The 23,886-nt window shown below is 72.9% G+C and carries 20 protein-coding genes and 8 pseudogenes; 12 read left to right on the top strand and 16 right to left on the bottom strand.

Annotated features, from left to right (window positions below):
• Positions 1-63: 63 nt before the first annotated feature.
• Both H8R17_RS32415 and H8R17_RS32420 read right to left on the bottom strand, forming a co-directional pair.
• A pseudogene (locus tag H8R17_RS32415) lies at positions 64-996 on the bottom strand (hypothetical protein).
• A gap of 37 nt (positions 997-1,033) precedes the next feature.
• A pseudogene (locus H8R17_RS32420) lies at positions 1,034-2,073 on the bottom strand (APC family permease); the annotation flags it as partial.
• A gap of 339 nt (positions 2,074-2,412) precedes the next feature.
• Here H8R17_RS32420 and H8R17_RS32425 point away from each other — a divergent pair.
• Complete coding sequence (locus tag H8R17_RS32425; RefSeq protein WP_187826794.1) at positions 2,413-2,787, top strand: hypothetical protein; 375 nt, start codon at positions 2,413-2,415, stop codon at positions 2,785-2,787.
• A 30-nt stretch (positions 2,788-2,817) separates the two neighbouring features.
• Here H8R17_RS32425 and H8R17_RS49460 read toward each other — a convergent pair.
• Positions 2,818-2,964, bottom strand: a pseudogene (locus H8R17_RS49460) (Si-specific NAD(P)(+) transhydrogenase); the annotation flags it as partial.
• A 257-nt stretch (positions 2,965-3,221) separates the two neighbouring features.
• Positions 3,222-3,962: an NIPSNAP family protein gene (locus H8R17_RS32430; protein ID WP_187826795.1), complete on the bottom strand. Its 741-nt coding sequence runs from the start codon at positions 3,960-3,962 to the stop codon at positions 3,222-3,224.
• 129 nt (positions 3,963-4,091) lie between these two features.
• Between H8R17_RS32430 and H8R17_RS32435 the strand changes: the two genes are divergently transcribed.
• Positions 4,092-5,069: a YafY family protein gene (locus H8R17_RS32435; protein WP_187826796.1), complete on the top strand. Its 978-nt coding sequence runs from the start codon at positions 4,092-4,094 to the stop codon at positions 5,067-5,069.
• Between the two features lie 128 nt (positions 5,070-5,197).
• Positions 5,198-5,437: pseudogene (locus H8R17_RS49465) on the top strand (group II intron maturase-specific domain-containing protein); the annotation flags it as partial.
• Positions 5,438-5,638: 201 nt separating this feature from the next.
• Here the strand turns inward: H8R17_RS49465 and H8R17_RS32445 are convergent.
• The 3 genes and pseudogenes from H8R17_RS32445 to H8R17_RS32455 all read right to left on the bottom strand — a co-directional run.
• Positions 5,639-5,845 (bottom strand): hypothetical protein, encoded by a 207-nt coding sequence (locus tag H8R17_RS32445; protein WP_187826797.1) that lies wholly within the window; start codon positions 5,843-5,845, stop codon positions 5,639-5,641.
• Positions 5,846-6,007: 162 nt separating this feature from the next.
• Positions 6,008-7,117 carry a PP2C family protein-serine/threonine phosphatase gene (locus H8R17_RS32450; RefSeq protein WP_316959590.1) on the bottom strand — a complete coding sequence of 370 codons (1,110 nt, stop codon included), beginning with the start codon at positions 7,115-7,117 and terminating at the stop codon, positions 6,008-6,010.
• A gap of 12 nt (positions 7,118-7,129) precedes the next feature.
• Positions 7,130-7,948 (bottom strand): annotated as a pseudogene (locus tag H8R17_RS32455) (beta-1,3-glucanase family protein); the annotation flags it as partial.
• Between the two features lie 484 nt (positions 7,949-8,432).
• On the opposite strand from H8R17_RS32455, the gene H8R17_RS32460 reads away from it, so the two are divergent.
• Both H8R17_RS32460 and H8R17_RS49470 read left to right on the top strand, forming a co-directional pair.
• Complete coding sequence (locus H8R17_RS32460; RefSeq protein ID WP_187826825.1) at positions 8,433-9,257, top strand: GNAT family N-acetyltransferase; 825 nt, start codon at positions 8,433-8,435, stop codon at positions 9,255-9,257.
• Between the two features lie 28 nt (positions 9,258-9,285).
• Positions 9,286-9,973 (top strand): annotated as a pseudogene (locus H8R17_RS49470) (phosphotransferase); the annotation flags it as partial.
• Positions 9,974-10,245: 272 nt separating this feature from the next.
• Here the strand turns inward: H8R17_RS49470 and H8R17_RS32470 are convergent.
• The gene (locus H8R17_RS32470; RefSeq protein WP_187826798.1) at positions 10,246-11,139 is read right to left on the bottom strand and encodes a Gfo/Idh/MocA family protein; all 894 of its coding nucleotides are present in this window, start codon (positions 11,137-11,139) and stop codon (positions 10,246-10,248) included.
• Between the two features lie 180 nt (positions 11,140-11,319).
• On the opposite strand from H8R17_RS32470, the pseudogene H8R17_RS32475 reads away from it, so the two are divergent.
• From H8R17_RS32475 to H8R17_RS48890, 3 genes and pseudogenes are all read left to right on the top strand, one after another.
• Positions 11,320-11,876 (top strand): annotated as a pseudogene (locus tag H8R17_RS32475) (MBL fold metallo-hydrolase); the annotation flags it as partial.
• Between the two features lie 192 nt (positions 11,877-12,068).
• The gene (locus H8R17_RS32480; protein WP_187826799.1) at positions 12,069-12,926 is read left to right on the top strand and encodes an aldo/keto reductase; all 858 of its coding nucleotides are present in this window, start codon (positions 12,069-12,071) and stop codon (positions 12,924-12,926) included.
• Positions 12,927-13,248: 322 nt separating this feature from the next.
• Positions 13,249-13,624 (top strand): annotated as a pseudogene (locus H8R17_RS48890) (ABC transporter ATP-binding protein); the annotation flags it as partial.
• Between the two features lie 31 nt (positions 13,625-13,655).
• On the opposite strand, the gene H8R17_RS32485 reads toward H8R17_RS48890, so the two are convergent.
• Positions 13,656-14,012 carry a hypothetical protein gene (locus H8R17_RS32485; RefSeq protein WP_187826800.1) on the bottom strand — a complete coding sequence of 119 codons (357 nt, stop codon included), beginning with the start codon at positions 14,010-14,012 and terminating at the stop codon, positions 13,656-13,658.
• Between the two features lie 198 nt (positions 14,013-14,210).
• Here H8R17_RS32485 and H8R17_RS32490 point away from each other — a divergent pair, with 198 nt between their 5' ends.
• Both H8R17_RS32490 and H8R17_RS32495 read left to right on the top strand, forming a co-directional pair.
• Positions 14,211-14,471 (top strand): DUF5133 domain-containing protein, encoded by a 261-nt coding sequence (locus H8R17_RS32490; RefSeq protein ID WP_187826801.1) that lies wholly within the window; start codon positions 14,211-14,213, stop codon positions 14,469-14,471.
• 285 nt (positions 14,472-14,756) lie between these two features.
• Positions 14,757-14,972 carry a hypothetical protein gene (locus H8R17_RS32495; RefSeq protein WP_187826802.1) on the top strand — a complete coding sequence of 72 codons (216 nt, stop codon included), beginning with the start codon at positions 14,757-14,759 and terminating at the stop codon, positions 14,970-14,972.
• A 41-nt stretch (positions 14,973-15,013) separates the two neighbouring features.
• Here H8R17_RS32495 and tgmB read toward each other — a convergent pair whose 3' ends face one another.
• The 7 genes from tgmB to H8R17_RS32530 form a co-directional block, all read right to left on the bottom strand.
• Positions 15,014-15,997 (bottom strand): ATP-grasp ribosomal peptide maturase, encoded by a 984-nt coding sequence (gene tgmB / locus H8R17_RS32500; protein WP_187826803.1) that lies wholly within the window; start codon positions 15,995-15,997, stop codon positions 15,014-15,016.
• Positions 15,998-16,013: 16 nt separating this feature from the next.
• Positions 16,014-16,205 (bottom strand): putative ATP-grasp-modified RiPP, encoded by a 192-nt coding sequence (gene tgmA, locus H8R17_RS32505; protein WP_187826804.1) that lies wholly within the window; start codon positions 16,203-16,205, stop codon positions 16,014-16,016.
• Positions 16,206-16,372: 167 nt separating this feature from the next.
• Complete coding sequence (locus H8R17_RS32510) at positions 16,373-16,636, bottom strand: hypothetical protein (protein ID WP_187826805.1); 264 nt, start codon at positions 16,634-16,636, stop codon at positions 16,373-16,375.
• 164 nt (positions 16,637-16,800) lie between these two features.
• A complete protein-coding gene (locus tag H8R17_RS32515; RefSeq protein ID WP_187826806.1) occupies positions 16,801-18,924 on the bottom strand; it encodes a xanthine dehydrogenase family protein molybdopterin-binding subunit in 2,124 nt (707 codons plus the stop codon).
• Positions 18,925-18,976: 52 nt separating this feature from the next.
• Positions 18,977-19,978: a xanthine dehydrogenase family protein subunit M gene (locus H8R17_RS32520; RefSeq protein ID WP_187826807.1), complete on the bottom strand. Its 1,002-nt coding sequence runs from the start codon at positions 19,976-19,978 to the stop codon at positions 18,977-18,979.
• Positions 19,975-20,532, bottom strand: coding sequence for a (2Fe-2S)-binding protein (locus H8R17_RS32525; RefSeq protein ID WP_187826808.1), 558 nt, complete (start codon positions 20,530-20,532; stop codon positions 19,975-19,977). Before H8R17_RS32525 ends, H8R17_RS32520 begins: the two co-directional genes overlap by 4 nt.
• Before the next feature lie 128 nt (positions 20,533-20,660).
• Positions 20,661-21,932, bottom strand: a complete 1,272-nt coding sequence (locus H8R17_RS32530; RefSeq protein ID WP_262505667.1) for a hypothetical protein — start codon at positions 21,930-21,932, stop codon at positions 20,661-20,663.
• Positions 21,933-22,255: 323 nt separating this feature from the next.
• On the opposite strand from H8R17_RS32530, the gene H8R17_RS32535 reads away from it, so the two are divergent.
• Both H8R17_RS32535 and H8R17_RS32540 read left to right on the top strand, forming a co-directional pair.
• A complete protein-coding gene (locus tag H8R17_RS32535) occupies positions 22,256-22,636 on the top strand; it encodes a PadR family transcriptional regulator (RefSeq protein WP_187826826.1) in 381 nt (126 codons plus the stop codon).
• Positions 22,633-23,703, top strand: coding sequence for a hypothetical protein (locus H8R17_RS32540; protein WP_187826809.1), 1,071 nt, complete (start codon positions 22,633-22,635; stop codon positions 23,701-23,703). The genes H8R17_RS32535 and H8R17_RS32540 overlap by 4 nt, the downstream gene beginning before the upstream one ends.
• The last annotated feature ends 183 nt before the right edge of the window (positions 23,704-23,886 follow it).

Consider the following 23,886-nt stretch of genomic DNA (forward strand, 5'->3'; position numbering starts at 1 on the left):
CCCCATACCACAACAACGAGGACCAAGGCCCGAAGCCACGGCTTGTTTCCCGGCAAGCCCTAACTACACGGCATTGGGACTAGGCCTTCTGGTTTTAGGTGTGACGCGCTGGCCCAGCACGCCCAGCACGCCCAGCATGCCCAGCAGCGCGGCCGCGATGTCCGGCTGGCCCGCGCAACAGGCGGCGTGCGCCAGGCAGTTGAGGCCGCGCAGCTCGGCGGGCGCCACGGTGTTGTCCGTACGGCCCATGACCCAGCGCTGCCAGGTGTGCCGTACGCCGCTCACCGCGCCGTCGTGGGCCCAGTGCTGCGCGAGCCCCACCGCCGGGCGCATGCCCTGCGCCGCGTCCACGGCGAAGCGGAACTCCTCCGCCCGCGCGTACCGCACCAGCACTGGCAGCGGGCAGCCGGTCCGCGCCGGCCGCGCCGCGGGCGAAGTCGTACATCAGGCCGTGCGTGCCGTGCCAGCGCGTCGAGTAGTAGTGCAGCACCTGGAGGTGGCCCTCCACGCTGTACGGGTGGCGCCTGTGCAACTCGTCCCATCAGCAACGCCAGTTCATGCCGCCGTACCCCTGACGGGTACAGCCGCGCCACGGAGATCAGCGACACCCAGGGCGTCGGGTCCTCCGGGTAGGCCTCGGCGGCCGTCAGGCACGCCATGACCGCGGCGTCGACGCGGTACTGGTCGATCGGCTCACCCCGGCCCGCCGTGATGGCCAGGGTGAACGCCCGGGCGGTCGGCCGTCGCCGCCCACAGCACCCGCGCGTCCGCGCTGCGCGGCTCGGAGGCCAGCCACGACTCCGCCGTCGAACTGCCCGCGCAGTCCTGCGCGAGCAGCCGCACCCGGTGCCCGCGCACGAACCAGTCGGAGCCGGTCGCGCGCAGCAGCTCCCGCAGGCCCTGCCAGCGGCCGATGACGATGTCCTGTCGGGCGGCGGTCAGCGAGGCGTCCCCGCAGTCCGGGTCGAAGTGGGGCGTGAAGCGGTCGCGTGTCATCGGGACGCCCCTCAGAGCCCGCGCGGCCGCGCGGGCCGAGTTCGCTCCGCGACTCGACGAACACCCAGAACATGAACAGCGAGCCGAGCAGCGGCCACAGCCCGCCGAAGACGAGGTTGGCCGCGGACCTCAGCAGCATCCGGCGGTAGGCGACGACCGCCGCGAGCCCGGCCAGACCGTAGTAGACGGCGATCTGCAGGCCGATCGCGGAGATGGCATCGGAGAGGATGTCACCCACCGTGCCCAGCACGGTGGAGGCGGCGAGCATCAGCAGCGCCACGGCGCCGACCACCACGATCGCCACCCACGGCGTGTTCCAGGCGGGGTGCACCCGCCCCAGCGCGGACGGCATCGTACGGTCCCGGCCCATCGCGAACAGCGAGCGCGTGACCTGGATCAGCGTGGTCTCCAGCGTCGCGATGGTGGACAGCATCACCGCCGCCACGAGCAGCCTGCCGCCCCAGCCCGGCCAGATCTCCTCGCCGAGCACGGCCAGCACGTTGGCCGCGTTCTGGTGGATCTGCCGCTCGGAGAGAATCACTTTCACCGCGATGTTGAACACCTGGACCAGCAGGAAGACGACACCCAGCCCGATGAGCCCGGCGAGCCCCGTCGTACGGCGGCTGTTGCGGGTCTCCTCGCTCAGGTTGCTGGTGACGTCCCAGCCCCAGTAGCAGAAGCGGCGACGAGCGCGCCCGAGGCGAGCCCGTCACCCGTCGAAGTGGCCGAAGCCGAGCCAGGACCAGTCGAAGGAGCGGGCGTTGCCCGTGTGGAAGAGGCGAGCACCGCGAACAGTGCCAGTATGGCCGGCTCGGTGCCGGACAGGACGAGCCGCGCGCGGACGGTCGCCGGGCCCCGCCCAGCACCACGCCCAGCATGAGCAGGAACCAGGCCGCGCCCACCAGCGTGGACAGTGCGGTGTTCTCGGCCAGCCGCTCGTCGAACAGCGCCAGCGTCATCGACCCCGCGGGCAGCGAACCGGCCACCATGAAGATCGTCCCGGCTGAGGTACCTGAACGCCAGCGCGATGCCGAGCATTGGGATCGCGCGGTACAGCAGCGCCGCCGGGCGGCCAAGCCGCCCGGCGCATAGGGGTGGGGGGTGGAGCGCCGCGCCGGACCCGACGGGGATGGCCGCGGGCCCGGAGCGGTGAAAAGGGCGTGGCGGATACCGGTCAGCCGCTGCGCGGACGGTCGGTCACACAGTGTGTGCGAGTGATGATAGCCCCACCCTTTGATCTTTCAAGATTGACCAGTGGGTAATGTGCACGCCCCTCAGAACCCTCAACTCCGGTTTGTTTCCTGGGAGTTGCGAAGCCGTGGTTAACGAGCGCCCGGCGGGAAACGCGGACCGGACACCGTCGTACGAACCCGTCGTACGAACCGGTCGACGCAGCGCGACAGGAAGGCAGCAGTCATGGGAACGGAACCGGCCGAGCCCGAGCCGATGGCGGACAACGCCTACCAGCCCACCGGAAGCAACGAGGAGCAGGAGGACGCCGCGCCGCTCGACCCGCAGGACACCGTCGACGAACCCACCTACGACGAGACGCTCGACCAGGGCTACTCCCCGCCGGAGCGGCCGCTCGGCGTCACCCGGCACGGCACCACCGCCGCCGAGCAGCGCGACGGCGAGACCCTCGACGAACGACTCGCGCAGGAGCGGCCCGACGTGCCCGGACCCGCCGGTGAAGGCGAAGGCGAGGGTGAGAGCGGCACCGGCGCCGAGGAGGCCGCCGTGCAGGTCGTCGGGGACGACACCGAGCCGCCGGGTGCGCAGCGGAGCCGCTGAGCGTCCCTCAGCCCCCGAGCCGGTCGATCTGCCGCAGCCCATCACGGTCTGCCCGATGTGGATCAGCTTGGTGGCGCCGGACCCGAAGCAGTGCACGCCGAGCAGCGTGCGGTCCTGCGCGACGAGGACGGTGTCGAGCTGCTTCGCCGCTTCACCGTTGCCCCTCCGCTCTTCCCGAGCCAGCTCCCAAGGCCGGGTCGCGTCAATACATCGATTGGCCTCCTCCACGATCTCCCAGACAGCGTGGATGGCACGCCGGAAGTCGAAGTCGGCTGTCTTGTCTCACGAGACCTTGTCTCTATCTCATCTGATCTTGTCCGGTTCGGCCGTCGGGGACAACGTCAGGTGAGACAGTCAGGTCGGTTCTCGCGGGTCGGTGAAGTCAGTGGAGTCCCATCCGTCCCCTTGTCTCTCTTGAGCTGTCAGCTCAGGAGTCAGGAGATGAGCGAGCGGCTTGTGGGCGCCAGTCGCAGTGTCCGGGGGGCTGCGGTCTGTTCCCGCTCGATGCCCGGCAGGATCTCGTCCCGTGTGAGGGGGTGGGCCTGCGCCTGGGAAAAGTGCTGGTGATGCGCACCCTCGTTGGGATAGGAGGTGAAGACCGCGGCGACGTTCTCTCCGGTGCGGACCGGCAGCCTTGGGAAGGTGTTGTGCGCTGTCTCGGTGGTCAGGACGGCAAGCGGCGCGGGTCCCGTGTTGTGGAGCACGGGGAGGAGACCGTCTCGGATCAGCGTGATGCCGTCGTGCCGTCCGGGAGGGAAGGACCAGATGGTGGCGGACACGAATCGGTCCGGTTCCGGAGCACCGGCCTGGGGGCGCTCGGACGGGCGGCCGACGAAGTTGCTCCCGGCCGACAGGGGTCGCAGCAGCAGGACATCGTCGGAGTCGATCATGGTGGCGTTGGCCCGGGGACCGTGCTCGGCCCAGACAGGTCCGTCGTAGAAGGCCGTCAGCGCGCGGCGCCGTACCTCCATGTCCCCGAACCCGCGCAGCCAGACGAAGCGGTCCGGATCGTCGAGATCCCGGAACTGGCCGAGCACGGCCATCCCGGCCTCTTCCTGGGTCTCTACCAGCTCCCGGTCGAACAGCGCGATGAGCTCGTCGCGCCGGCCGGGACGCAGCGTGTACTGGCGGAGCTCGATCACAGCGGGGCGGCCGGCGGGATCGGTTCGGGGCACAACGGACTCCTGTTCGGTGCTCTTGTCCGGGCATGAGTGTCGGCTCGTTCGGTGGGAGCCGGACACGGATCGACGCTAGGGCAGTCGTGTGTCAGGTGCTGTCAGGGTTTCCGGAGGAGAATTGCGCCCATGTCTGCCGGTCGCCTGCTGTCACTGCTGCTGTTGCTGCAATCCCGTGGCCGCATGCCCGCGCGAGGAATCGCCGACGAGCTGGGGGTGTCCGTGCGGACCGCCTACCGCGATCTGGCGCGCCTGCAGGCCGCCGGGGTCCCGGTCTTGGCGGAACCGGGCCGCGCGGGCGGCTATCAGCTGCTCGATGGCTATCGCACCCGCCTGACCGGGATGAGCGAGGGCGAGGCGCGGGCACTGGTTTTCGCCGGACTGCCCGGGCCCGCGGCCGACCTGGGCCTGGCGGCGGAGGTGACGGCGGCACGGCTGAAGCTGCTGACCGCGCTGCCGGCGAGACTGCGTGACGAGGCGGCGCGGACCGCGGCGGTGTTCCACCTGGACGCTCCCGGCTGGTACCGGGAACCCGAACAGACGCCGTATCTGCCCTTGTTCGTCGACGCGGTGCTCACCCGGCGGGCGGTGGACGTGCGATATCGCCGCTGGCGCGCGCCCCAGGAGGTGCATCGCCGCCTTCGCCCATACGGCCTGGTGCTCAAATCCGGCATCTGGTACCTCGTGGCCGCCGCGGAGAGCCGGATCGCGACCTACCGGGCCGCCCAAGTCCTGGACGCGGTGGTGAGCGACGAGCGGTTCGACCGGCCGCAGGGCTTCGACCTGGGCGCGTACTGGACCTCCTACCTCGACGATTTCCAGACACGCCGCTACACCGGCACAGCCACCATCCGCCTGTCCCCGCGGGGACGCCGACGCCTGCCCGACAACCTCCCCCCGGAGGTGGTGCGGGCAGTCGACTCCACCGCGACCGCCGTCGGCGGCGACGGATGGGTCGAGGCCGTCATCCCGACCGAGAGCACCGACCACGCCTGCGGCGAGCTGCTGCGACTCGGTATCGACGTAGAGGTCGTCGCACCGGCCGAGCTGCGCCAAGCCATGGCGGCCACCGTGGGCGTACTCGCCCGAGCCTACGGACTCCACTGAGGCCGGGACGCGCACACGGCGATCGTGGTGGGGCGGGGTCTCCGGCTGGGGCGAAGTACCGCTCACCACGATGCAGGCAATCGGCCGGGGGGCGAACGCGTGGGTGAGGGCGAGGTGGAATCGTGGAAATGGCGAGGCAGGTTCTACCTGCAACGCTGGCCCTCGGCCAGAGCGATGCGGGTGCTGCGAGACAAGGTCCGCACAGCCACCGCCCGCTCGAAGACCGAACGGCCGGTGTCCGCCGTGGTCGCCGACCCAACCCCGTACTCCGGGGCTGGGCAGCGTTCTTCCGCAACGGAAACTCCGGGCGGAAGTTCAACGCGGTCGACGGCTACGTCCACGAACGGCTGGCCATCTTCGCCAGCCGGAAACGCCCGGTTCGGTGGGGGGCCGTCGGAAAAGGACCTGGTCACAGGCACCTCGCTGGCGGCCTACCCAAACGAACGCACGGTTTGAAGCGGCGGGGGCTGGAAACGGGAGCGGAAGCCACCGCGCCAGTCCCCGACCCTAGTAGGGCCCGTTGCGAAAGTGGCGTCGCGCGGCCGGCGGCACTTTCGCAACAGGCTCTACTAGGGCAGCAGCTTGTCCAGGGCGGCGGGTCCCTCCGCGGCGAGCTTGCGCCGGGCCCATTCCAGGTTGCGCGGGGTGAGGTCCCTGCCCGCGGCCAGCACCACGTCTTCCGGCGACACATCGGTGCCGGTGCGGGCATGGAGCAGGTCGTCCGGGGTGGCGCGGTCCTCGGGCAGCGGGGACGCGGCGGGCTGTGACGTCGGCATGTTCTGCTCCTCGGGTCCGGATCGCTGTGGCGGCCCCGGTGGGCTCAGTCATCGGGTCCGTCCGATATCACCATTCAACGCCGGAGCCCGCCATGCATCCGGAGAGCACGGAGCGCCGCAGCAGAGCGGGCTCTGAAGATCAGGGATGCCCGTCAGCGGCGGTCAGTCCGCCAGGGGCCCGAGCACGAGCATCGTGACGTCGTCCCGCACGTCCGGACAGTGCCGTACGAGGTCCGCCCACACGTGCTCGGCCAGCGCCTCCGGCTCCCCGGTGCCGGCGAGGTCCGCGAGGCGCTCGGTCAGTGGATAGAACGCCCCGGCGGCGTCCCGGGCCTCGGTGACCCCGTCGGAGGCCAGGAAGAGCCGGTCACCGCATTGCAGCGGCACCGCCGAGCCGACGGGCGGGCAGCCCTCGCCGGGGCCGAGAGCGAGGCCGAGCGGCGTCCCCGGCTCGACCGGCAGCTCCACGGCCCGGCCCGCGCGCAGCAGCACCGGCCCCGGGTGACCGCACGCCACGATCCGCACCGCCCGGACGTCGGGGGAGAACGCCAGCAGCACGGCGGTGGCGAACAGCTCGGCATGCTGCACCTCCGCGCTGTCCACCTCCAGCCGCCGGTCCAGGCGCTCGGCCAGCGACTCGGGCTCCGGCTGGTCGAGCACCCCCTCCCGGAACGCCCCCAGCAGCGAGGCGACCGTCGCCACGGCCGACAGCCCGTGCCCCTGCACGTCCCCCAGGACCGCCCGCACGCCCCACGGCCCCGCGCGCACGTCGAAGAAGTCCCCGCCCACCAGCGTCCCGCGCTGCGCGGCCCGGTACAGACCCGCGCACCGCACCGCCCCCACCCGCTCCGGCAGCGGCGGCACGACGGCCCGCTGCGCAGCCTTGGCGACGGCCCGCTCGGTCACCAGCTGGGCGTCGCGGTGGCTGCGGACGTAGGACACCAGCACGCTCAGCGCGGCGACGAAACCGACGGTGAGCAGATCGGTGGTGCCGGGGTCGTTCAGGCGGAAGGCTGGGATGTTCAGCACCGCCACCACCGAGGCGCCCAGCACCGCGGTCGCCAGCGGACCGTACGACAGCACGGCCAGCGGCGGGATGGCGCCCAGCAGGAAGCCGATGTCCAGCGGCCCGGGGCTGACCAGCGTCGCCACGCACACGGCCGCCAGCAGTGCGGTCGGCAGCACCCGCACCCAGCCCGGCGGCGGCGCGCCCCGCAGCCAACCCCGCCGGTCCCGCTCCCGGCGCTGCGGCCGGCCGCGCCCTGTGCTCACACCCCTACGCTGCTACGCCGGACCGGGCGCCGCACGCCGGGAGCCCGCGGCGCCCCGGCCGCGCTGGAACGGCGCGAGGGTGAGCCGGATGCCCGTGGGCGCCGTGTCCTGGATGTACGAGGCGAAGTCGGCCACGTCGTCGCAGGCGAATCCGTACGCTCTGCCGTCCTCGGTGGCGGCGTGCATCGCCGCGGAGTAGTGGTCGGTGACCGCCGTCCGGTAGAAGGCGGCGGCGTCGGTGGTCGGCTGGGCGGGATGGCTGACCAGCGTCGAGCGGTTGAAACCGGCGCCGAGCACGGCGGCGACGGGACCGGTCGTGCCGTCGTTGGGCGCGGCGAGGGCCCCGTCGCAGAAGAGGACGTCGCGGATGGACGGCCGGTCGAAGGCGACCTGGGTCCGCCCGTCGAAGGTGAGCTGCTGCCCGTGTACCCGTCCCGTGAAGGTACCGGCGTTGGTGGTGACCTTGAGGTCCTTGCCGGCGCACGAGCTCCACACCTCGTCGATGTACGCGGCGAAGTAGTCCTTGCTGAACAGCCAGGCGTCCAGCCCGTGACCGGGCGCGATGATCCGGGTGTCGTTCACCACCAGCCGCGCGAAGTCCTCGGCCTGCCGCACGGCGGCGAACGCGGCCGCCCGGCCCCCCGAGCGCAGGATGCCGGTCGTCTGGTCCTTCGCGCCGGTCAGCCGGATGCTCAGCGGCACGCTGAACATGTCGACCATGGTCGTGTTGCAGAACATCCCGGAGGAGCTGTGCGTGAACTCGGCAACCGTTGGGGCCGTTGTCCGAGACGGCGATCGGCGCGAGGGCGCCGCAGTCCGCGCCCGGGCCGGTGAGGCGCTCGCCCTGATCGATCCGCTGGAGAGCCGCTCGGTCCGTCCATGCCCGACGTGCGCTCGGCGCCGCGGCCGCCGCAGAGGGCGCGTACGAGGCGGCGTACGACCAACTCCGCAGGGGTTTTCACGGCAGATGGCGCACACGTGCATTACCACGCCTCCTGTCCGGCCGTCGCGGATCTGGCCGCCGCCGCTGTGCGCAGTGGCCGGTGCGAGAAGGCAACCGCGATCGTCGAGCGTTCCGCTCGCACCCCCGCGGACCAGGCATCACCCCGCCTGCGCGCGCTGACCGACCGGGCCCGCGGACTCCTGGCCGACCCCGAGGACGCCGAGCCGCACTTCCGGGCGGCTCTGGCCGGCCCCGTGCTGGAGCACTGGCCGTTCGAACGCGCCCAGACGCTGCTGGACCTCGCCGAATGGCTGCGGCGCCGGCGGCGCATCGCAGAGGCGCGAGCGCCGGCGGTGTCGTGCCGGGTGGCAGCTGGCCGTGCGGGAGACGCACCGGCTGACCCGGCACCGCCCCGACTGGAAGCGCGTCGCCCTGCGCGACGGCGAGGTCGTCGCCCGCGCCGCCTGGTGGGGCGGCCCCGACGACACCACGCCTGTCAACCTCAACTGGTTCGACGTCGCCGAGGGGGAGGAGGAGGCGGGAGCCGAGCTCCTGCGGACCTCTCCCTGGCAGGTGGAGATCGAACTGAACCTGCCGCCCGGCTGGCGTGACGACCCCGCCCTGCGCGCCGCTGCTGAGGCTCGCCTCACCGCCGTACGCGCGGCCGGGTACGACCTCCTGGTGGAGCGCTTCTTGTACCGGTGGACGCCGGAGTGCGGGCTGCCCGAGCGGCCCGGACGCCTGGTCTTCCGCCCCGAACCGGACGACGCGGTGTTCTCCGACGCGCTGCGCCGCATCCACTCCCTCACCCTGGACGCCCATGCGCTGATCGCCATCGAGCAGGGCGGGCTCGAACAGGCGGCCCGGGAGGAACTCGACTTCTTCCGGTGGTGCCCGTCACCGCGCGAGTGGTGGCAGATCGCGTACACGCCGCGGGGCGAACCCGTGGGCATGCACATCCCCGCGCACAATCCGGCGGGGCCCTGCGTCGGCTTCATCGGCGTCCTGCCGCAGCAGCGCGGCCACGGCTATGCCTACGACCTGCTGGCCGAGTGCACCCACTACCTCGTCGAACGGGGCGCGCAGTTCGTCGCGGGTGCGACGGACCAGGGCAACTTCCCCATGGCCGCCAACTTCGCCAAGGCCGGATATCCCGTCGTAAGGGAACGGGTGAACTTCCACCTGCCGCAGGCCTGACCGCAGCACACCGAGGGGAGACCGCCTGATGGAGGTCGTCGAAGCACACCGGCCGCTGCTGCGCCGGTTGCTGCCGGCGGACGAACCGCGTGCCCTGGGGGTCCGCGGGGACAGTTCCATCACGTGGTCCTGGGCTCGGACCGGGTCGTGTGTCTGCCGCGCACTGCGGCGGCAGCCGCACGGCTCACCGGGCGGGCCGCAATACTGCGTACCCTGGCCGGCCTGGATCTCGGCTTCCGTACTCCGGAGCCGTGGTGCCGGGCGGCACCGACAAGCCGCCGTTCCTGGCGCTCATACGGGTTCCCGGCGCCCCGCTGGACGCCGGCGCGCTCGCGACCAGGCCGTGGCCGAGGCGGTGGCGGCGCGGTACGCCGCACTGCTGACCGGCTAGCCCGGGCCGGGGCCGACCCGAGGGCACGGGACGTCATGTCCGCCGGCGGCGGCGACGGGCCGATCGCGAACTGGCCGCGCTCGACGCGCTGCCCCACCTCACCACCGCGGTCGTGCACGGTGACCTGGGTGCCGAGAACGTCCTGTGGGAGTACGACGACGAGGGACTCCCGAGGCTCAGCGGCGTCGTCGACTGGGTCGACGCCGCCCTCGGGGACCCGGCCGAGGACCTCGCCGCCGTCGAGGCCGACCACGGCGGCCGGTTCCTGCGCCGGGGGGTGGCCCGGGGCGGCTGGCCCGACCCCGCCATCACCGCCCGCACATCACCACGGGGCGACGGGCTGAACTGCCCGCGTACGACCGCGCTCCGCGCCGTGCCGGCGGGCAGGCGGCAACGCGCCCGCCGACTCCGACAACCTGGTGAGTTCACTGTGCGCTGGACCCTGCTGGGCCGCTGCTCGTCCCGGCACCGAGTGCACGGTTGTCGCCCGGCCCGGTACTGCGTGCTCGGCTGTCGCCCGGCCTGGAGTCGAGCACTCGGTTGTCGCCCGGCCCGGCACCGAGTGCCCAGCTGTCGCCCGGCCCTGACAACCGGCGCTCAGCCGTCGCTCGGCCGGGCGTCGAGCAAGGCTTCGGCCGCGGTGAGTATCTCCGTGACCCGAAGGGCGAACGCCGCGTCGCACGCGTGCGCGTGGCCGGTCAGGGCGGCGGCGAGCAGCGCGTCCGCCGCCCGGGCGAGAGCGGGTACGACTCCGCCGGAGCTCTCCGGAAGCAGTGCCACCCCGGCCTCGCCCCGCAGCTCCACCGTGGCACCCGCCGCCGCGGCCGGTGCCGTGAGGCTCAGGGTCAGCGTGCTGGACGCGCCACCGGCGTGGTCCAGAACCAGATGGACGGTGTCCCCGGGGCCGTGCGCCGCCGCCGACACCCGCCGCGCGTCACCGAGGACCGGCAGCAGCACGGACAGGGCATGCGGACCGACGTCCCACAGAGCCCCCTTCTCCCGCCGCCACGGTGAGGCCGCGAACGGGCTGTCACTGGTGAACACCGCACCGAGCCACTGCGCCCGCGCCGTGAACCAGCCCTTCCTGCCCGCCTGTTCGGCGATCCACGCCTCCGCCTCGGTCACGAAGCGGGTGGTGAAGAAGACCACCGAGGCGATTTCGGCCTGCTGGACCGCCTCGACCACGGCCCGCCCCTGCGGCACCGAGAGCGCCAGCGGCTTGTCGAGCAGCAGATGGCGGCCCGCGCGTGCCGCGCGCACCGCCAACTCGGCCTGCACATCCGGTGGCAGGGCCACGGCCACGGCGTCCACGTCGCCGAGCAGCGCGTCCACGTCGTCGTATGCGCGCGTGTCGTACCGGTCGGCCAGCTCCTTGGCGGCCTCCGGACGACGGCCCCACACACCGGCGAAGTCCAGCCCTGGGTGCTCGCTCAACGCCGGCGCGTACGCCATCTGTGCCCAGGGGCCGGTCCCCAGCAGTCCGATCCGCATGCCGTCGCCTCTCCACGCCGCCGCATCCCACCGTCACCGGCACTGCGCCGGGCGGCCGAGGCTGAGAGTGCACACGTCCCGGCCGACCGCGCAACCCCGTGTCCAGCTGGAGAAACGGAACGGCAGCCGGACAGAGCATTCAGGCTGTTCGTGGACGGATGGTATGTGGACGACCGCTGTATGAACCGCGATGCCGCCCGGCAGTTCGTGCCGGAACTGATCGGCGAGGCCGCAGGGAGGTCGCAGCTGCTGCGGCTGCCGGGCAATGACACGGAGAACCGGCGCTTACACGCTGCGGTCTCCGCCTGCCCCACCCGGTCGATCCCGGCCGGGTCCGGGCAGGCGGACCAGGCACTCGATCCGTTTTCTGATGGCTCTCGAGGACGGCGTACTGATCTGCGGCCACAACTCGCCGCACACCGCTGGGGCCAACTCCTATCTGCTCCTGCGGCCGTCCTCCGGCGCAGTCATGATGATCGACACCCTGGAGCCGTGCCCTGGCCAAGCGCTGCACGGCATCGGGCCCCGTCACCGACGTGCTGCAAACCCATCGCGATCACGCCACACACGGCCGCCGCTACGCCGACCACTCCGGCGCCCGGCTGTGGATCCACGAGGGCGACCTCGACGCGGCACCGGACGCGGACCAGGTGATCCACGGCCCCGAACCCGTGGGGATCGGCGAAGGGGTCACCGCCCATCCCCTGCCCGGACACACCCGGGGCAGCGTGCTCTACGGGCTCCGCCCGCCATCCGGGATTCAGCGCCCCGGGCGCTGAATGTGTTCTCCATCTTCTATTGGACCTGCGGCCACGGGACGACCAGGCTGGTGTCCGTCCGGCATCGTGCGATCCCCCCCTCGTGCGCGTGCCGGACACCCAATGGTTCTGCCACGGTTCTGCGCGACAACCGGAAGAGGTCACGACCCCATGCACACCCGCCGCATCGGTGACGCCGAGGTCAGCGCGATCGGCCTGGGCGCCATGCCCATGTCCATCGAGGGCCGGCCGGACGAGGCCCGCTCCCTCGCCACCATCCACGCCGCGCTCGACGCCGGCGTGACCCTGATCGACACCGCGGACGCCTACCACCGTGACGCCGACGAGGTCGGCCACAACGAGACCCTCATCGCCAAGGCCCTCGGCTCCCACGACCGCGGCGCCGAGGTGCTGGTCGCGACCAAGGGCGGCCACCAGCGCCCCGGCGACGGCAGTTGGACGCTGGACGGCAGCCCCCACCACCTCAAGGAGGCCTGCGAGGCGTCCCTGCGCCGCCTCGGCGTGGAGGCCATCGGGCTCTACCAGTTCCACCGGCCCGACCCCCGCGTCCCGTACGAGGAGTCCGTCGGCGCGGTGCGCGACCTGCTGGACGAGGGCAAGATCCGTATGGCCGGGATCTCCAACGCGAACCCGGACCAGATCCGGCAGGCGAACGAGATCCTCGGCGGCCGGCTGGTCTCCGTGCAGAACCAGTTCTCCCCGGCGTTCCGTTCCAGCGAGCCGGAACTGCGCCTGTGCGACGAACTCGGCATCGCGTTCCTGCCCTGGAGCCCGCTAGGCGGCATCTCCCGCGCCGGCGAACTGGGCTCGGCCCACGCGCCGTTCGCCCGCATCGCCGAGGCCCGCGGCTTGAGCCCGCAGCGGGTGTGCCTGGCGTGGATGCTCGCCAAGTCACCGGTCGTCATCCCGATCCCCGGCGCCAGCCGCCCGGAAACCATCCAGGACTCCCTCGCCGCGACCGACCTCACACTCACGGCCGGCGAACTCGCGGAACTCGACGCCGCCTGACGGACGGTGAAGGTCGTGACAAGCGGACACGGCGGCAGCGGCACGGCGGGCGCACACGCGGCTTGGCGCCTGACGGTCGGGCAGCTCGCGGAAGGCGACCTCCGCCTGAGGGCGCGCTCGCCCGCGCCGGCCGGGCTGCCTGCCCCCAAGCTTCGGCATCGCTCGAGCAGGGGGCCTCGGGATCGGCACGGCCCCCCGTCGGGTCCAACACGGCCCCCGTCCACCGCCACCCGCCTCCGCCAACCCCGCGCCGCGACCACCCGAAAACCCCCGCACCCGCCGGGTGTACTGCTCCCCGGCACGGGAAGGGAGGCGCTTGCCGTCCATCCTCTTCGACGGCACGATCCGCGAGAACGTCGCGTACGGCATGGACGACGCCGACGAGGAGACCGTGCGCGCGGCGCTGCGCGAGGCCAACGCGCTGCGCCCTCATCCGGGACCCCAAGGTGCTGGTCCCGGACGGAGGCGACCTCGGCGCTCGACCCCCGCTCCGAGGCGCTCGTCCAACAGGCCCTCGCCCGGCTGCTGCGCGGGCGCACCACGTTCGTGGTGGCCCACCGGCTGTCCACCGCGCGCGGGGCGGACCGGATCGTGGTGATGGGGGACGGCCGGATCCTGGGGACCGGCACGCACGACGAACTCCTGCGCCGGGGCGGCGCGGCGCGTACACGGAGCTGCACTGCGGCCAGGTGGCCTGACCGCACGCCCGCCGCCGACCGGGACGGCCGGTCAGGCGGCGCTGCTGCGCCGCATCCGGTGCGGGCAGGTGGCGTCGTGGTCGGTGCCCAGGCTCGTCCACCAGCGTTCGCAGCAGGCGGCGTCCAGCTCCGCGCGGACGATCCGGTCGGCGAGCCCCTCGCCGCGCCCGCGCCGCCCCGCCGCCCGCGTGGACAGCTCGGGGACGGCACGGCGCTGGTCCTGGATCACGGTCTCCCGTACGACGCCGGCGACCTGGACGAGACTGGCGGCCCCGAACAGACAGGCCGCCCACAGAGGGCCGTATCGGTACTGGAGCACCGCCGTCCAGGCCAGACCGGTGCTGGTGGCGACGTACAGGGCGCGGAGCAGGTGGCTGGAGCGGTTCATGCGACAAGCCGTTCGACGTGGGGGATCTTGCGTCCTGCTCAACTGCTCGGGGCGCCCGGGGAAGCGGGTCGGTCAACTCCAGCTGACGCCCGGTCAGGGAGCGGTAATATCAAGTCAATTCCGAGCGCGTGAAACATTGGAGTGAATGATTCCGCACTCTCCGGGCATAAGCATGCGAAAACCGAGAGAGGGGCGCTAGTGCTCGTACCGGACCAGAAGGCCGTCAGAACACTGTTGACGCGGTATGCGTCGCTGAAGATCGCTCAGGCGGAGCGGCACAACCCGGCGGCGGCACGCGAACTGGAGGACGTCAGCTACACGCTGTGCGTGATGATGGGTACGACCAGCATCCACGAGGCCGTCGCCGAGGCGGACGCCCTGCTGCTCGCCGGCCGGCGCGGGGCAACAGCTCCGAGCGCCGACCCGGACGAGGAGAGCGGGCTGTCCCTGGCCGTGTGAGCCCACACCGGGGCCCGTGACCGACGGCGTCTCGTGAGGGTGCGCGGAGTCCGACGACGTACTCCGCGCACCCTCGCCGTACGGCGTCGGCGTTCCTCCTGATCGTTCACCCCGCCTCCACGACCATCTGACATGGGCGGTCACCAGCACCCGGCCCACGTCAAACCCGACGGGCGAATTCGCACTGCGGGGTACGGGGGCGCCTAGACTCGGCAGTCGCACCCACGCACGGGGGCGGACTGCGCCCACGTACGGGGGCGGACGAGAAGAAAGGCACGTTGACGGGTGTTCCAGGATTCCCCCATCTACGACCGGCTCGTCGCAGAACGCGGCGACGTACCCACGCAGGCGCGCCAGGAGGCCGAACGCGTCAGCAGGGAACTGGAGATCGCCATACGGCCCCTGCGCTCGCCCGGCCTCCCACCGGCCGGCGAGCGTCCGCCCTCCCCGGGCAACGGCTGGCAGCGCGCGGGCATGCTGCCGGGCCCGCGCCCGCACTGACCGCGCGACTCCACGAGAGCCGGCGAGTTCGCTTTGCACGCTCAAGTCACCGCCGAGTTCGCGCCATTGACGTGCGTCGGCTCCGGCGGCACGGGCCGCGCCAGCCACTGCGCGATGGTGCGGGCGATCGGCTGGCCCGTCTCCACCTCCACGAAACCGAACTGCCCCGACTGGTTGCACTCCAGAAACCACCAGGTGCCGTCCGTGTCCTCGGCGAAGTCGAAGGCGCCGTAGGCCAGTTCGGCCCGGCGCAGGTACGAGCGGACGGCCGCGGCCACGCGCGGCGGCACGTCGGTGGCCTGCCAGGGCGCCTCGGACGCGGCGAAGCGCACGTCCACCTGGGCGGGGTCCGCGTCCGGGTCGGCCGCCTTACGGGCGGCGAGCAGCCGGTCGCCCACCGCGGTGAGCCGGATGTCGGCTCGCTTGGCTATCCGCCGTTGCAGCAGCGTGGGCCCGTAGGCGACCGCGGCGAAGTCCGTGTCCGGCGCGACTCGGCTGACCGGCACCGCGCGCGGCGGGTCCTGCGGATGCGCCCCCGACACCGGCTTGACCACCAGGTCGGGGTAGCGCTGCGCGAACTCACGAGCCGCGCCCGGAAAAGTCGTGATCAGCGTGGCCGGCACGGGCAGGCCGCACTGCTGTGCGAGACGCAGCTGCCAGGGTTTGTGACGGGCCCGGCGCGCCGCGTCCGGGTGGTTCATCCAGCGCGCTCCACTGCCGCGGAGCATGCCGTACAACGCCTGCGAGGACTCCTCGGTCAGCCAGGCGGAGGGCTCGGCCGCCCGCCCGGCCGGAGTCCCCGGCCTGCGCACCCAGATGGACCGCAGGCCGCCTATGCCGACCAGCCGGCCCCCGGAGGCCAGATGGCCGCGGAAGGACCCGTGGACGTACTCGCCGGACAGGGCGACACCGCCGGTCAGATCGGTGGGATCCAGGCGGATCACCGGCACGCCGGACGCGCCCAGCTGCACCACCACCATGTCCGCGGTCACGTCCTCCTCACGGGTGAGGATCAGCACGGTCATCGTCGGCGGCCCGCGGTCAGTCGTCGAAGTGCGTCTTCGAGCCCGCGGTGGACGTCGTGGTCCCCACCTCTCTCAGCAACGCGTGGTCGCAGGCGGCGACCCGCCCGTCGAAGAGCACGTTCAACTGCCGACCGGAGTCGTAGACGTACGGTGTGGTGGCCTCGAACTCCACTGCCGGACGTGCGTAGTTGAGCGCGAACGGTTGCATCGTCTCTCCCTGCGTCGGTGCTGTCCGGAGCAGGCCGCGCTCACCCCGTGCGACGCCTGCCCGCCGAATAGCTTCGGCTTCCATGCACTTATACGAATCGAACGAGTGAATGGTTTCCTTACGTTGCGTAACGGGGAACCGGTGCGTGAACGTCCGGCGCAGCCCGGTCAGCACCGGGCCGCCCGCAGGGTGCGCAGCGCCAGGAGCAGCACGCCGATGTCGTCCAGGTACACCGGGTCGGGCAGCAGGTCGGCCGGCAGCACGACGTAGATGACGGCACCCCAGAAAACCCAGCCGGGGCCCGTGGGAAGCCCGGCTTCGCGCAGGACGCGCCGGGTCCGCACCAGTCGTACGAGGAGTACGACCGCCACGGTGAGCGCGGCCGCGGCGAGGACCGCGGCGGCACCGATCACGGCTGTGGTCGTGTCCACGGGTCCTCTCTCACGGTCGGGCCGGAGTGCCGCGACGATGCGCGGCCGGGCAGCTCTCCCCCTTCGGATTCCCCATGTCGGCGCGCGCATCACGCCTGCCGGAGCCGACCGGCGTACCCCCGTACCCCGTACCTGACCGTCGACGGTGCAGCCCCTGCGATCGTTTAGACGTTGACTTGACGGTTCGGGTTGCGGCGAGCGGCGAGCGCGGGCAGCACGCGCTCCGGGGTGAGCGGGAGCTCGCGGAAGCGCACACCGGTCGCGTGGTGCACGGCGTTGCCGATCGCGGCTGCCGTGCCGACGGTGCCGATCTCCCCGATGCCCTTGCTGCCCATGGGGTTGAGGTGGGGATCGTCCTCCTCGATCCAGTGCGCCTCGACATCCGGCACGTCGGCGTGCACCGGCACGTGGTACGACGCCAGGTCGGACTCGGCGAAGTCGCCGGACTCGGCGTCCAGGGTGCTGCCCTCGGTCAGCGCCATGCCCATCCCCATGACCATGCCCCCGACGAACTGGGAGCGCGCCGTCAGGGCGTTGAGGATCCGCCCGGCGGCGTAGACACCGAGCAGCCGGCGGACCCGGACCTCACCGGTGACCGCGTCGACCGCGACCTCGGCGAAGTGCGCCCCGAAGGCGTACCGCGCCCAGGGGCTGCCCGCGTCGGCCGTGCCCGTCGTGTCGGCACTGGCCTCGACGCCCCGCTCGGGCAGTGGCCCCGCGTGCCCGGCCAGGCGCCGGGCGAGCCGGGCGCAGGCCTCGTGCACCGCCCAGCCCCACGAGGCGGTACCGGACGAGCCGCCGGCCAGCGACGCGGCCGGCAGATCACTGCAGCCGACCTCGATGCGCACCCGCGCCGGCGGCACGCCGAGAACGTCGGCCGCGATCTGCGCCAGCACGGTCCGGGCACCCGTGCCGATGTCCGCGGCGTTGACCCGGACCAGGAAGGACCCGTCGGGCAGCGCGCGGGCCGCCGCTGTGGACGGCCACACCAGCACGGGATGGAAGGCCGCGGCCACGCCCGAACCGACCAGCAGCGGCCCCGCGGCACGGGAACGCGGGCGCGGATCGCGCCGGGACCACCCGAACCGTCGGGCGCCCTCGCGCAGGCAGGCGACGAGGTTCCGGCTGCTGAACGGCTTCCCGCTGTCGGGTTCGGCCTCCGGCTCGTTGCGGATCCGCAGCTCCACGGGATCCATGCCGAGCTCGGTGGCGAGCTCGTCCACCGCGGACTCCAGGGCGTACATGCCGGGCGTCCCGCCCGGGGCGCGCATCCAGGACGGCGTGGGCACGTCCAGCGGCACCACCCGGTGCTCGGTGCGGCTGTGCGGCGCGGCGTACATCACCCGGGAGGGCACCGCGGCCTGCTCGACGAACTCCGTCACGCGCGAGGTGTGCGTGGTGACCTCGTGCACGAGACACGTGAGGCGGCGGTCGGTGCCGGCGCCGAGCCGGAGCCGGTGCAGCGTGGGAGCCCGGTGCCCGACCACCGTGGGCAGATACCGGCGGGGCAGCGCGACGGTGACGGCCTGTCCGGTGTGCCGCGCCGCCAGCGCGGCCAGCACCACGTCGGGCCGCGGCGTCCCCTTCGACCCGAAGCCGCCGCCGACGTGCTCCGCGACGACCGTGACCCGCTCCTGAGACAGGCCGAACATCCCGGCCAGCACGGCGCGTACGACGGTGGTGCCCTGACTGGAGGTGTGCACCGTGAGCCGCTCGCCGTCCCAGTGGGCGGTGCTTGCGTGCGGCTCCATCGGGTGGTTGTGCAGCGGCGGCACCCGGTACTCGACGTCGACCCGGACGGCCGCGCCGCCGAAGGCCCCCTCTGGATCGCCACGCTCACGGACGGCCGGATAGCCGCCGTTGGTCACCTCGGGCACGTACGCCCCCGGGTGCGAGCCGGTGAGCGTCACGTCGTGCTCCTCCACGGCGTACCTCACGCGGACCGTGGAAGCACCGGCGCGGGCCGCCTCCAGGGTGTCCGCCACCACCAGGGCGACGAACCAGCCGCGGTGCGGCACGCCCGGGCCCTGCAGCACGGCGAGCGTGGGATCGTCCGGTGCGGCGAGTCGCGGCGCGTTCTCGTGCGTGAGCACGGCGTGTACGCCGGGAACGGCGAGGGCGGCGGCGGTGTCGATGCCGGTCACCCGGCCCCGGGCGATCGCCGCCGGCACGGGCCGGGCGTGCAGTCGGCCGGGAAAGGGGTGCTCGGCGGCGTAGCGGGCGGTGCCGGTGACCTTCGCCCGCCCCTCCCGGCGCTCGGCGGGCGCGCCCACGGCGGTGTGGGTCATGGCGTCCTCCTCACGGCTGAAACGGCCCACATGGCGTCCAGGCACACCCGGGTCATGGCATCCTCTTCACGGCCGAAACCGCCAGCCGGGTGAGGACGTCCAGCGCGAGACTCCGAGCCAGCGCCACCTTGTAGGCGTTGTCCCGCAGGGGCTGCGCGGCGGAGAGTTCGAGGTCGACGGCGTGGGCGAACGCCTCCGCGGTGGGCGCCTCGCCCACGAGCTCCGTCTCCGCCCGCCGCGCCCGCCACGGCCGGTGCGCCAGGCCGCCGAAGGCCAGCCCGACATGGTCGACGACATCGTCGGCCACTCGCAGCACGGCGGCGACGGACGCCAGCGCGAAGGCGTACGACGCCCGGTCGCGGACCTTGCGGAACGCCGACGGCAGCCCGCCCGCGGCGGCCGGCAGCAGCACACCGGTGACGAGCTCGCCGGGCCGGATCTCGGTGTCCCGCTCGGGATGCTCCCCGGGCAGCCGGTGGAACTCGGCAGCGGCCAGACTCCGGGCGCCCTCGGGTCCGTACAGCTCCACGCGCGCGTCGAGAGCGGCCAGCGCCACCGCCATGTCCGAGGGATGCGTGGCGATGCAGTGCGGCGAGTGCCCGAGCACGGCGTGGTCGTGGTGCACGCCGTCGCGGGCGCCGCAACCGCTGCCCGGCACACGTTTGTTGCACGGCTTGGACACGTCCTGGAAGTACGGGCACCGGGTGCGCTGCAGCAGGTTGCCGCCGGTGGTGGCGGCGTTGCGCAACTGCCCGGAGGCGCCCGCGAGCAGTGCCTGCGACAGCGCCGGGTAGCGTTCGCGGACCGCGGGATGGGCGGCGAGGTCGCTGTTCCGGACCAGGGCGCCGACCCGCAGCGAGCCGTCGGCCTGCTCCTCCACCGTGTCCAGCGGGAGCCGGCCGATGTCGACGAGGGCGGCGGGCTCCTCGACGCCGAGTTTCATCAGGTCGACGAGGTTGGTGCCGCCCCCGAGGTAGCGGGCGCCGGGCCGGGCGGCGTAGGCGGCGGTCGCCTCCTCGAGACTGCCGGCGCGGACGTAGGTGAACGGCATCACGGGATCACGTCCTCCACCGCCTCCACGATGCGCGGATAGGCACCGCACCGGCACAGGTTGCCGCTCATCCGCTCCCGGATCTCCTCCCGGTCCAGCGGCACCGGCCGGCCCGACGGTGTGGCGGGCCCGGTGACGGACGAGGGATGGCCCGCCGCGGCCTCGGCCAGCATGCCGAGCGCCGAGCAGATCTGGCCGGGTGTGCAGTAGCCGCACTGGAAGGCGTCCCGTGCGAGGAACGCCCGCTGCAAGGGGTGCAGGTCCTCTCCGTCCCCGGCGAGAGCCTCGACGGTCGTCACCTCGCAGCCGTCCAGCGTCACCGCCAGCAGCAGGCAGCTGTTCACGCGCCGCCCGTCCACCAGGACCGTGCAGGCCCCGCACTGCCCGTGGTCACAGCCTTTCTTGGCGCCGGTGAGGTCAAGGTCCTCCCGCAGTACGTCCAGCAGGACGCGCCGGTGGTCGACGGTGAGCGTGTGCGGCTTGCCGTTGACGCGGAGCGTGGTCCCGGAGTGGTGGCCCGGTGCGGGAGCACTGCTGGGGGAAGGCTGGCTGCCCATGTCGTCGACGACCTTCCGGGGGCGGTCCGCGGTGACTGTGCAGACCGCGTATCCACGGTGCTGCGGCCCACACGTCCGCGATGCCGCGAGCGCCGCCTCGCTGACCGAACGGCGTGGGCCGGGCCTGGTCAGTCGTCCGAGGTCGCCGTCCGCTTCTCGTCCGAAGGGGCCGACGGCTCCCCGTCCGAAGACGCCGACGGCTCCTTGTCCGAGGGCACCGACCGTTCCCCGTCCGAGGAACCCGCGCCGGCGCTGTCCGCCGGAGCCGCGGGACGCCGCCCCTTGCCCGTGACCTTGAGCCGCTCCAGCGTCCGGGTGAGGTGCTGGAACGGCGAGGAGGCCTGCGTGCCGGACGGCGACTGCTTCGCCGGAGCGACCTCGCCGGACTCGCGATAGGCGGTCAGTGCCTCGTGGGCGCGCTCGGCCGCCTCCCGGTACAGGTCGCGGGACTTCGTCATGGCCTCCAGCGCTTCGGCGTACATCGTCACCAGCCTGCGTTCGCGGGCGAGTTCCTCCTCCAGCGTCAGCAGGTGCCACTGCTCCCGCAGCGCGGTGAGGGCCTCACCGGCGGCGTCCGGCAACGGCCGCGGCAGCCGCGCGAAGCCGGTCACGGCCGCGATGAGGTCGCTCGGCTCCGAGCCGTCCAGGAACACCGCGCGCACGGAGAAGTCCTGCACGTCGTAGCCCTCGGGCACCGGGGCGCCGGGCAGCACCACGGCACCGCCGCGCGGCACCTGCACGCCGAACTCCCGCAGGGCCCAGTTGACCACCCGCAGCTGCTGCGGCGCTGCGCGGTGCTCCACCACCCGGTGCCGCAGCCCCGGCGGCAGCGACCCGGCCAGCGGCACCCTGCCGCGGTCGTCGGTGGTCATCGCCTCGTGCACGACGACGTGGACGCTCCAGCCGCTGCGCCCGGCGCTCCTGAGGACGCGCCGCACGGCCTTGTCGTCCTGGGGGAGGTGCTGGACCTCCCCGAAGCGCAGCCCCGTGTCGGCGTCGTGGTCCCACCCGGCGTCCGCGCTGGTGGCGCCGGTGGCGCCGGTGTCTTCGTCGGTCGGCCAGAACATGGCGACGGGGGACGGCCACGCCGGGTCCCACGCCTCCTCGGCCTCCGCGACCAGGAGCCACTCCGGTCCGTCGTCCGGGCCGTGCGCCAGGGCCAGCCGCGCCCGTACGGTCACCGCGTCGGAAGTCTTCCAGCGGGCCTCGAAGACCGACTCCCCGGCGCCGGTCTCCTCGTCCGGCACTTCCATGAAGTCGTCGATGACCTGACGGTCCTTGTGCCGCTGGAGAGTGCGGCGGAGAACGTCCTCCGCCTGCGCGGCGGATCCGGAGCAGCGGCCGCGGGCCGGCCACACCGTGGGGGGTGTTGCGGGGCGGACGGTGGGGGAGGTCGACATGGGTCCATCTATAGCGGGAGCACGTGCACCTGCCAGTATCGCCGCTGGCCGCTACCGGCGATCACGCGGGTCCCCAGTGGGCGGCCCGCGTACGGGAGACGCGGCGCGCGCACGGGGTGTGCGCGGCGCACGTGCGGCGGATGCCGTTCACTCGTGGCCGGGACGGGGCGCCTTCCTGACAATGGTGTGCGCGGGCAGGACCCGTCCACCATCCGCATTGGGACGGGTCCTGCCCGCACCAGCGCCTCTTCGAGCGATCGGCGTGTCTGCGCGCCTGAATATATCGGCAGCCGAGATATCATGGCTGCATGGCATCGAGGAACATGACACAGGCGGCGTTCTTCGTCCTGACCGCCCTGGCCGACCAGCCGAGGCACGGGTACGGGATCCTGCGCGAGGTCGAGGAACTGTCCGACGGCGAGGTGCAGATGCGCGTCGGCACCCTGTACGGCGTGCTCGACCGGCTCACCGCGGACGGACTGATCGTCCTGGACCGTGAGGAGGTCCAGCAGGGCCGGCTCAGGCGCTACTACCGACTCACCGACGACGGCGTCCGGGCCCTCGACGCCGAGGCGGACCGGATGGCGGCCGGCGCCGGCGCGGCCAAGAAGCGGATCGCCGAGGGACGCCGCGCCCCCGCACCGACCGACGTCACACCCGCACGGCCCGCGACGGGCCCGGGACTCGCCGGAGGTCTCGCATGACGACGACACTGCTCGAAGCGCGCTACCGCACCGTGCTGCGGCTGCTCCCCGCGTACTACCGCCGGGCGCGGGAGGAGGAGATGGTCGAGACGTACCTGTGGGACGTCGACCGGGACACCCAGGACCAGAGCCGGCCCACGCTGGGCGAGGTGGCGAGCGTCGCCGCCCTCGCGCTGCGCACCCGTTTCGCGACCCCCGGTGCGCCCCGCCCGTACGCCCTCTTCGGCACCGCCGCACGGCAGTTCGCCCTGTTCGCGGTGCTGCTCCAGGCTGCCACCGCCGTTGTCGAGGGGATCCTGGAGCTGACCTGGGCGTCGACCCACGGCAGGGCGCAGTGGGAGATGTTCACCTCGGGATTCACCGGCCACGGACTGCGCTCCGGCATCGTCGAGGCCGCCCTGTGGACACTGCCCCTGCTGTGGACGGCCGGCTACTTCGCCCTGCTGCACGACCGGCGCCGCCTCGCGCGCGTGTCCGTGCTGCTGGCCGCCGTACCCACGCTCTGGCCGCTGCTGGAACCGCTGCTGGACGCGTCGGTCCCGCCCGAACCGGCCTACGCCACCGCCACCGCGCTGCTGGCCTGGCTGTCCGCCCTCGCCGTGTGCGCGGCCCACCACCGCGACGCGCCCCCGGCGTCCCTGCCCGCTGGCTCGCCCGGCCTGTTGTTCACCGCCTGCTGTGTGGTGATGGGCGGGTCCGTCGTGCTGCTGCCCGAGGCCGCCGACTCGGTGTGGGCGCCGGCCACGGGCTTCCTGGCCGGCTCGCTGGGCTGGCTGCTGTGGCGCACCCTGCGCGCGGACCGCGACACCGGGCAGGGAGCAGAACAGGGCGCCGACCCGAGCGCCGGCCAGAGCACCGCGTGCGGCGCGGTCGCCCTCGCGGTGCTCGGCCTGCTGATCCTGGTGGTACGCGTGGCCGCGCTGGAGCCGTGGCTCGACGTGCCCGTCCCGGCCGTGTTCCTCGGCAGCGCCCTCGGGCAGGGGGCCGCGCTCGCCCTGCTGACCGCGATCCTCGCGCTCGTGGGCCGGCGCGGCCGGCTCGCGCGCCGGGTCAGCGGTGGAAGGTGATGTACCCGTTGCCGTCCCGGTCGTTGCCGCACTTGCCGCACTTGGTGCACTTTGGTGTACGAGTGCACGTCGGCGCGGCTGCCGGACGGCTTGTACAGGTAGATCGTGTCCTTGGGCGAATCCGTTGCCGGTGGCGTGCGGCCTGCGCTGGGACGGCCGTCCCGGCGGCCAGCGCGCCCGCGG

Source organism: Streptomyces sp. TRM68367 (assembly GCF_014495685.1).
Lineage (GTDB): Bacteria > Actinomycetota > Actinomycetes > Streptomycetales > Streptomycetaceae > Streptomyces.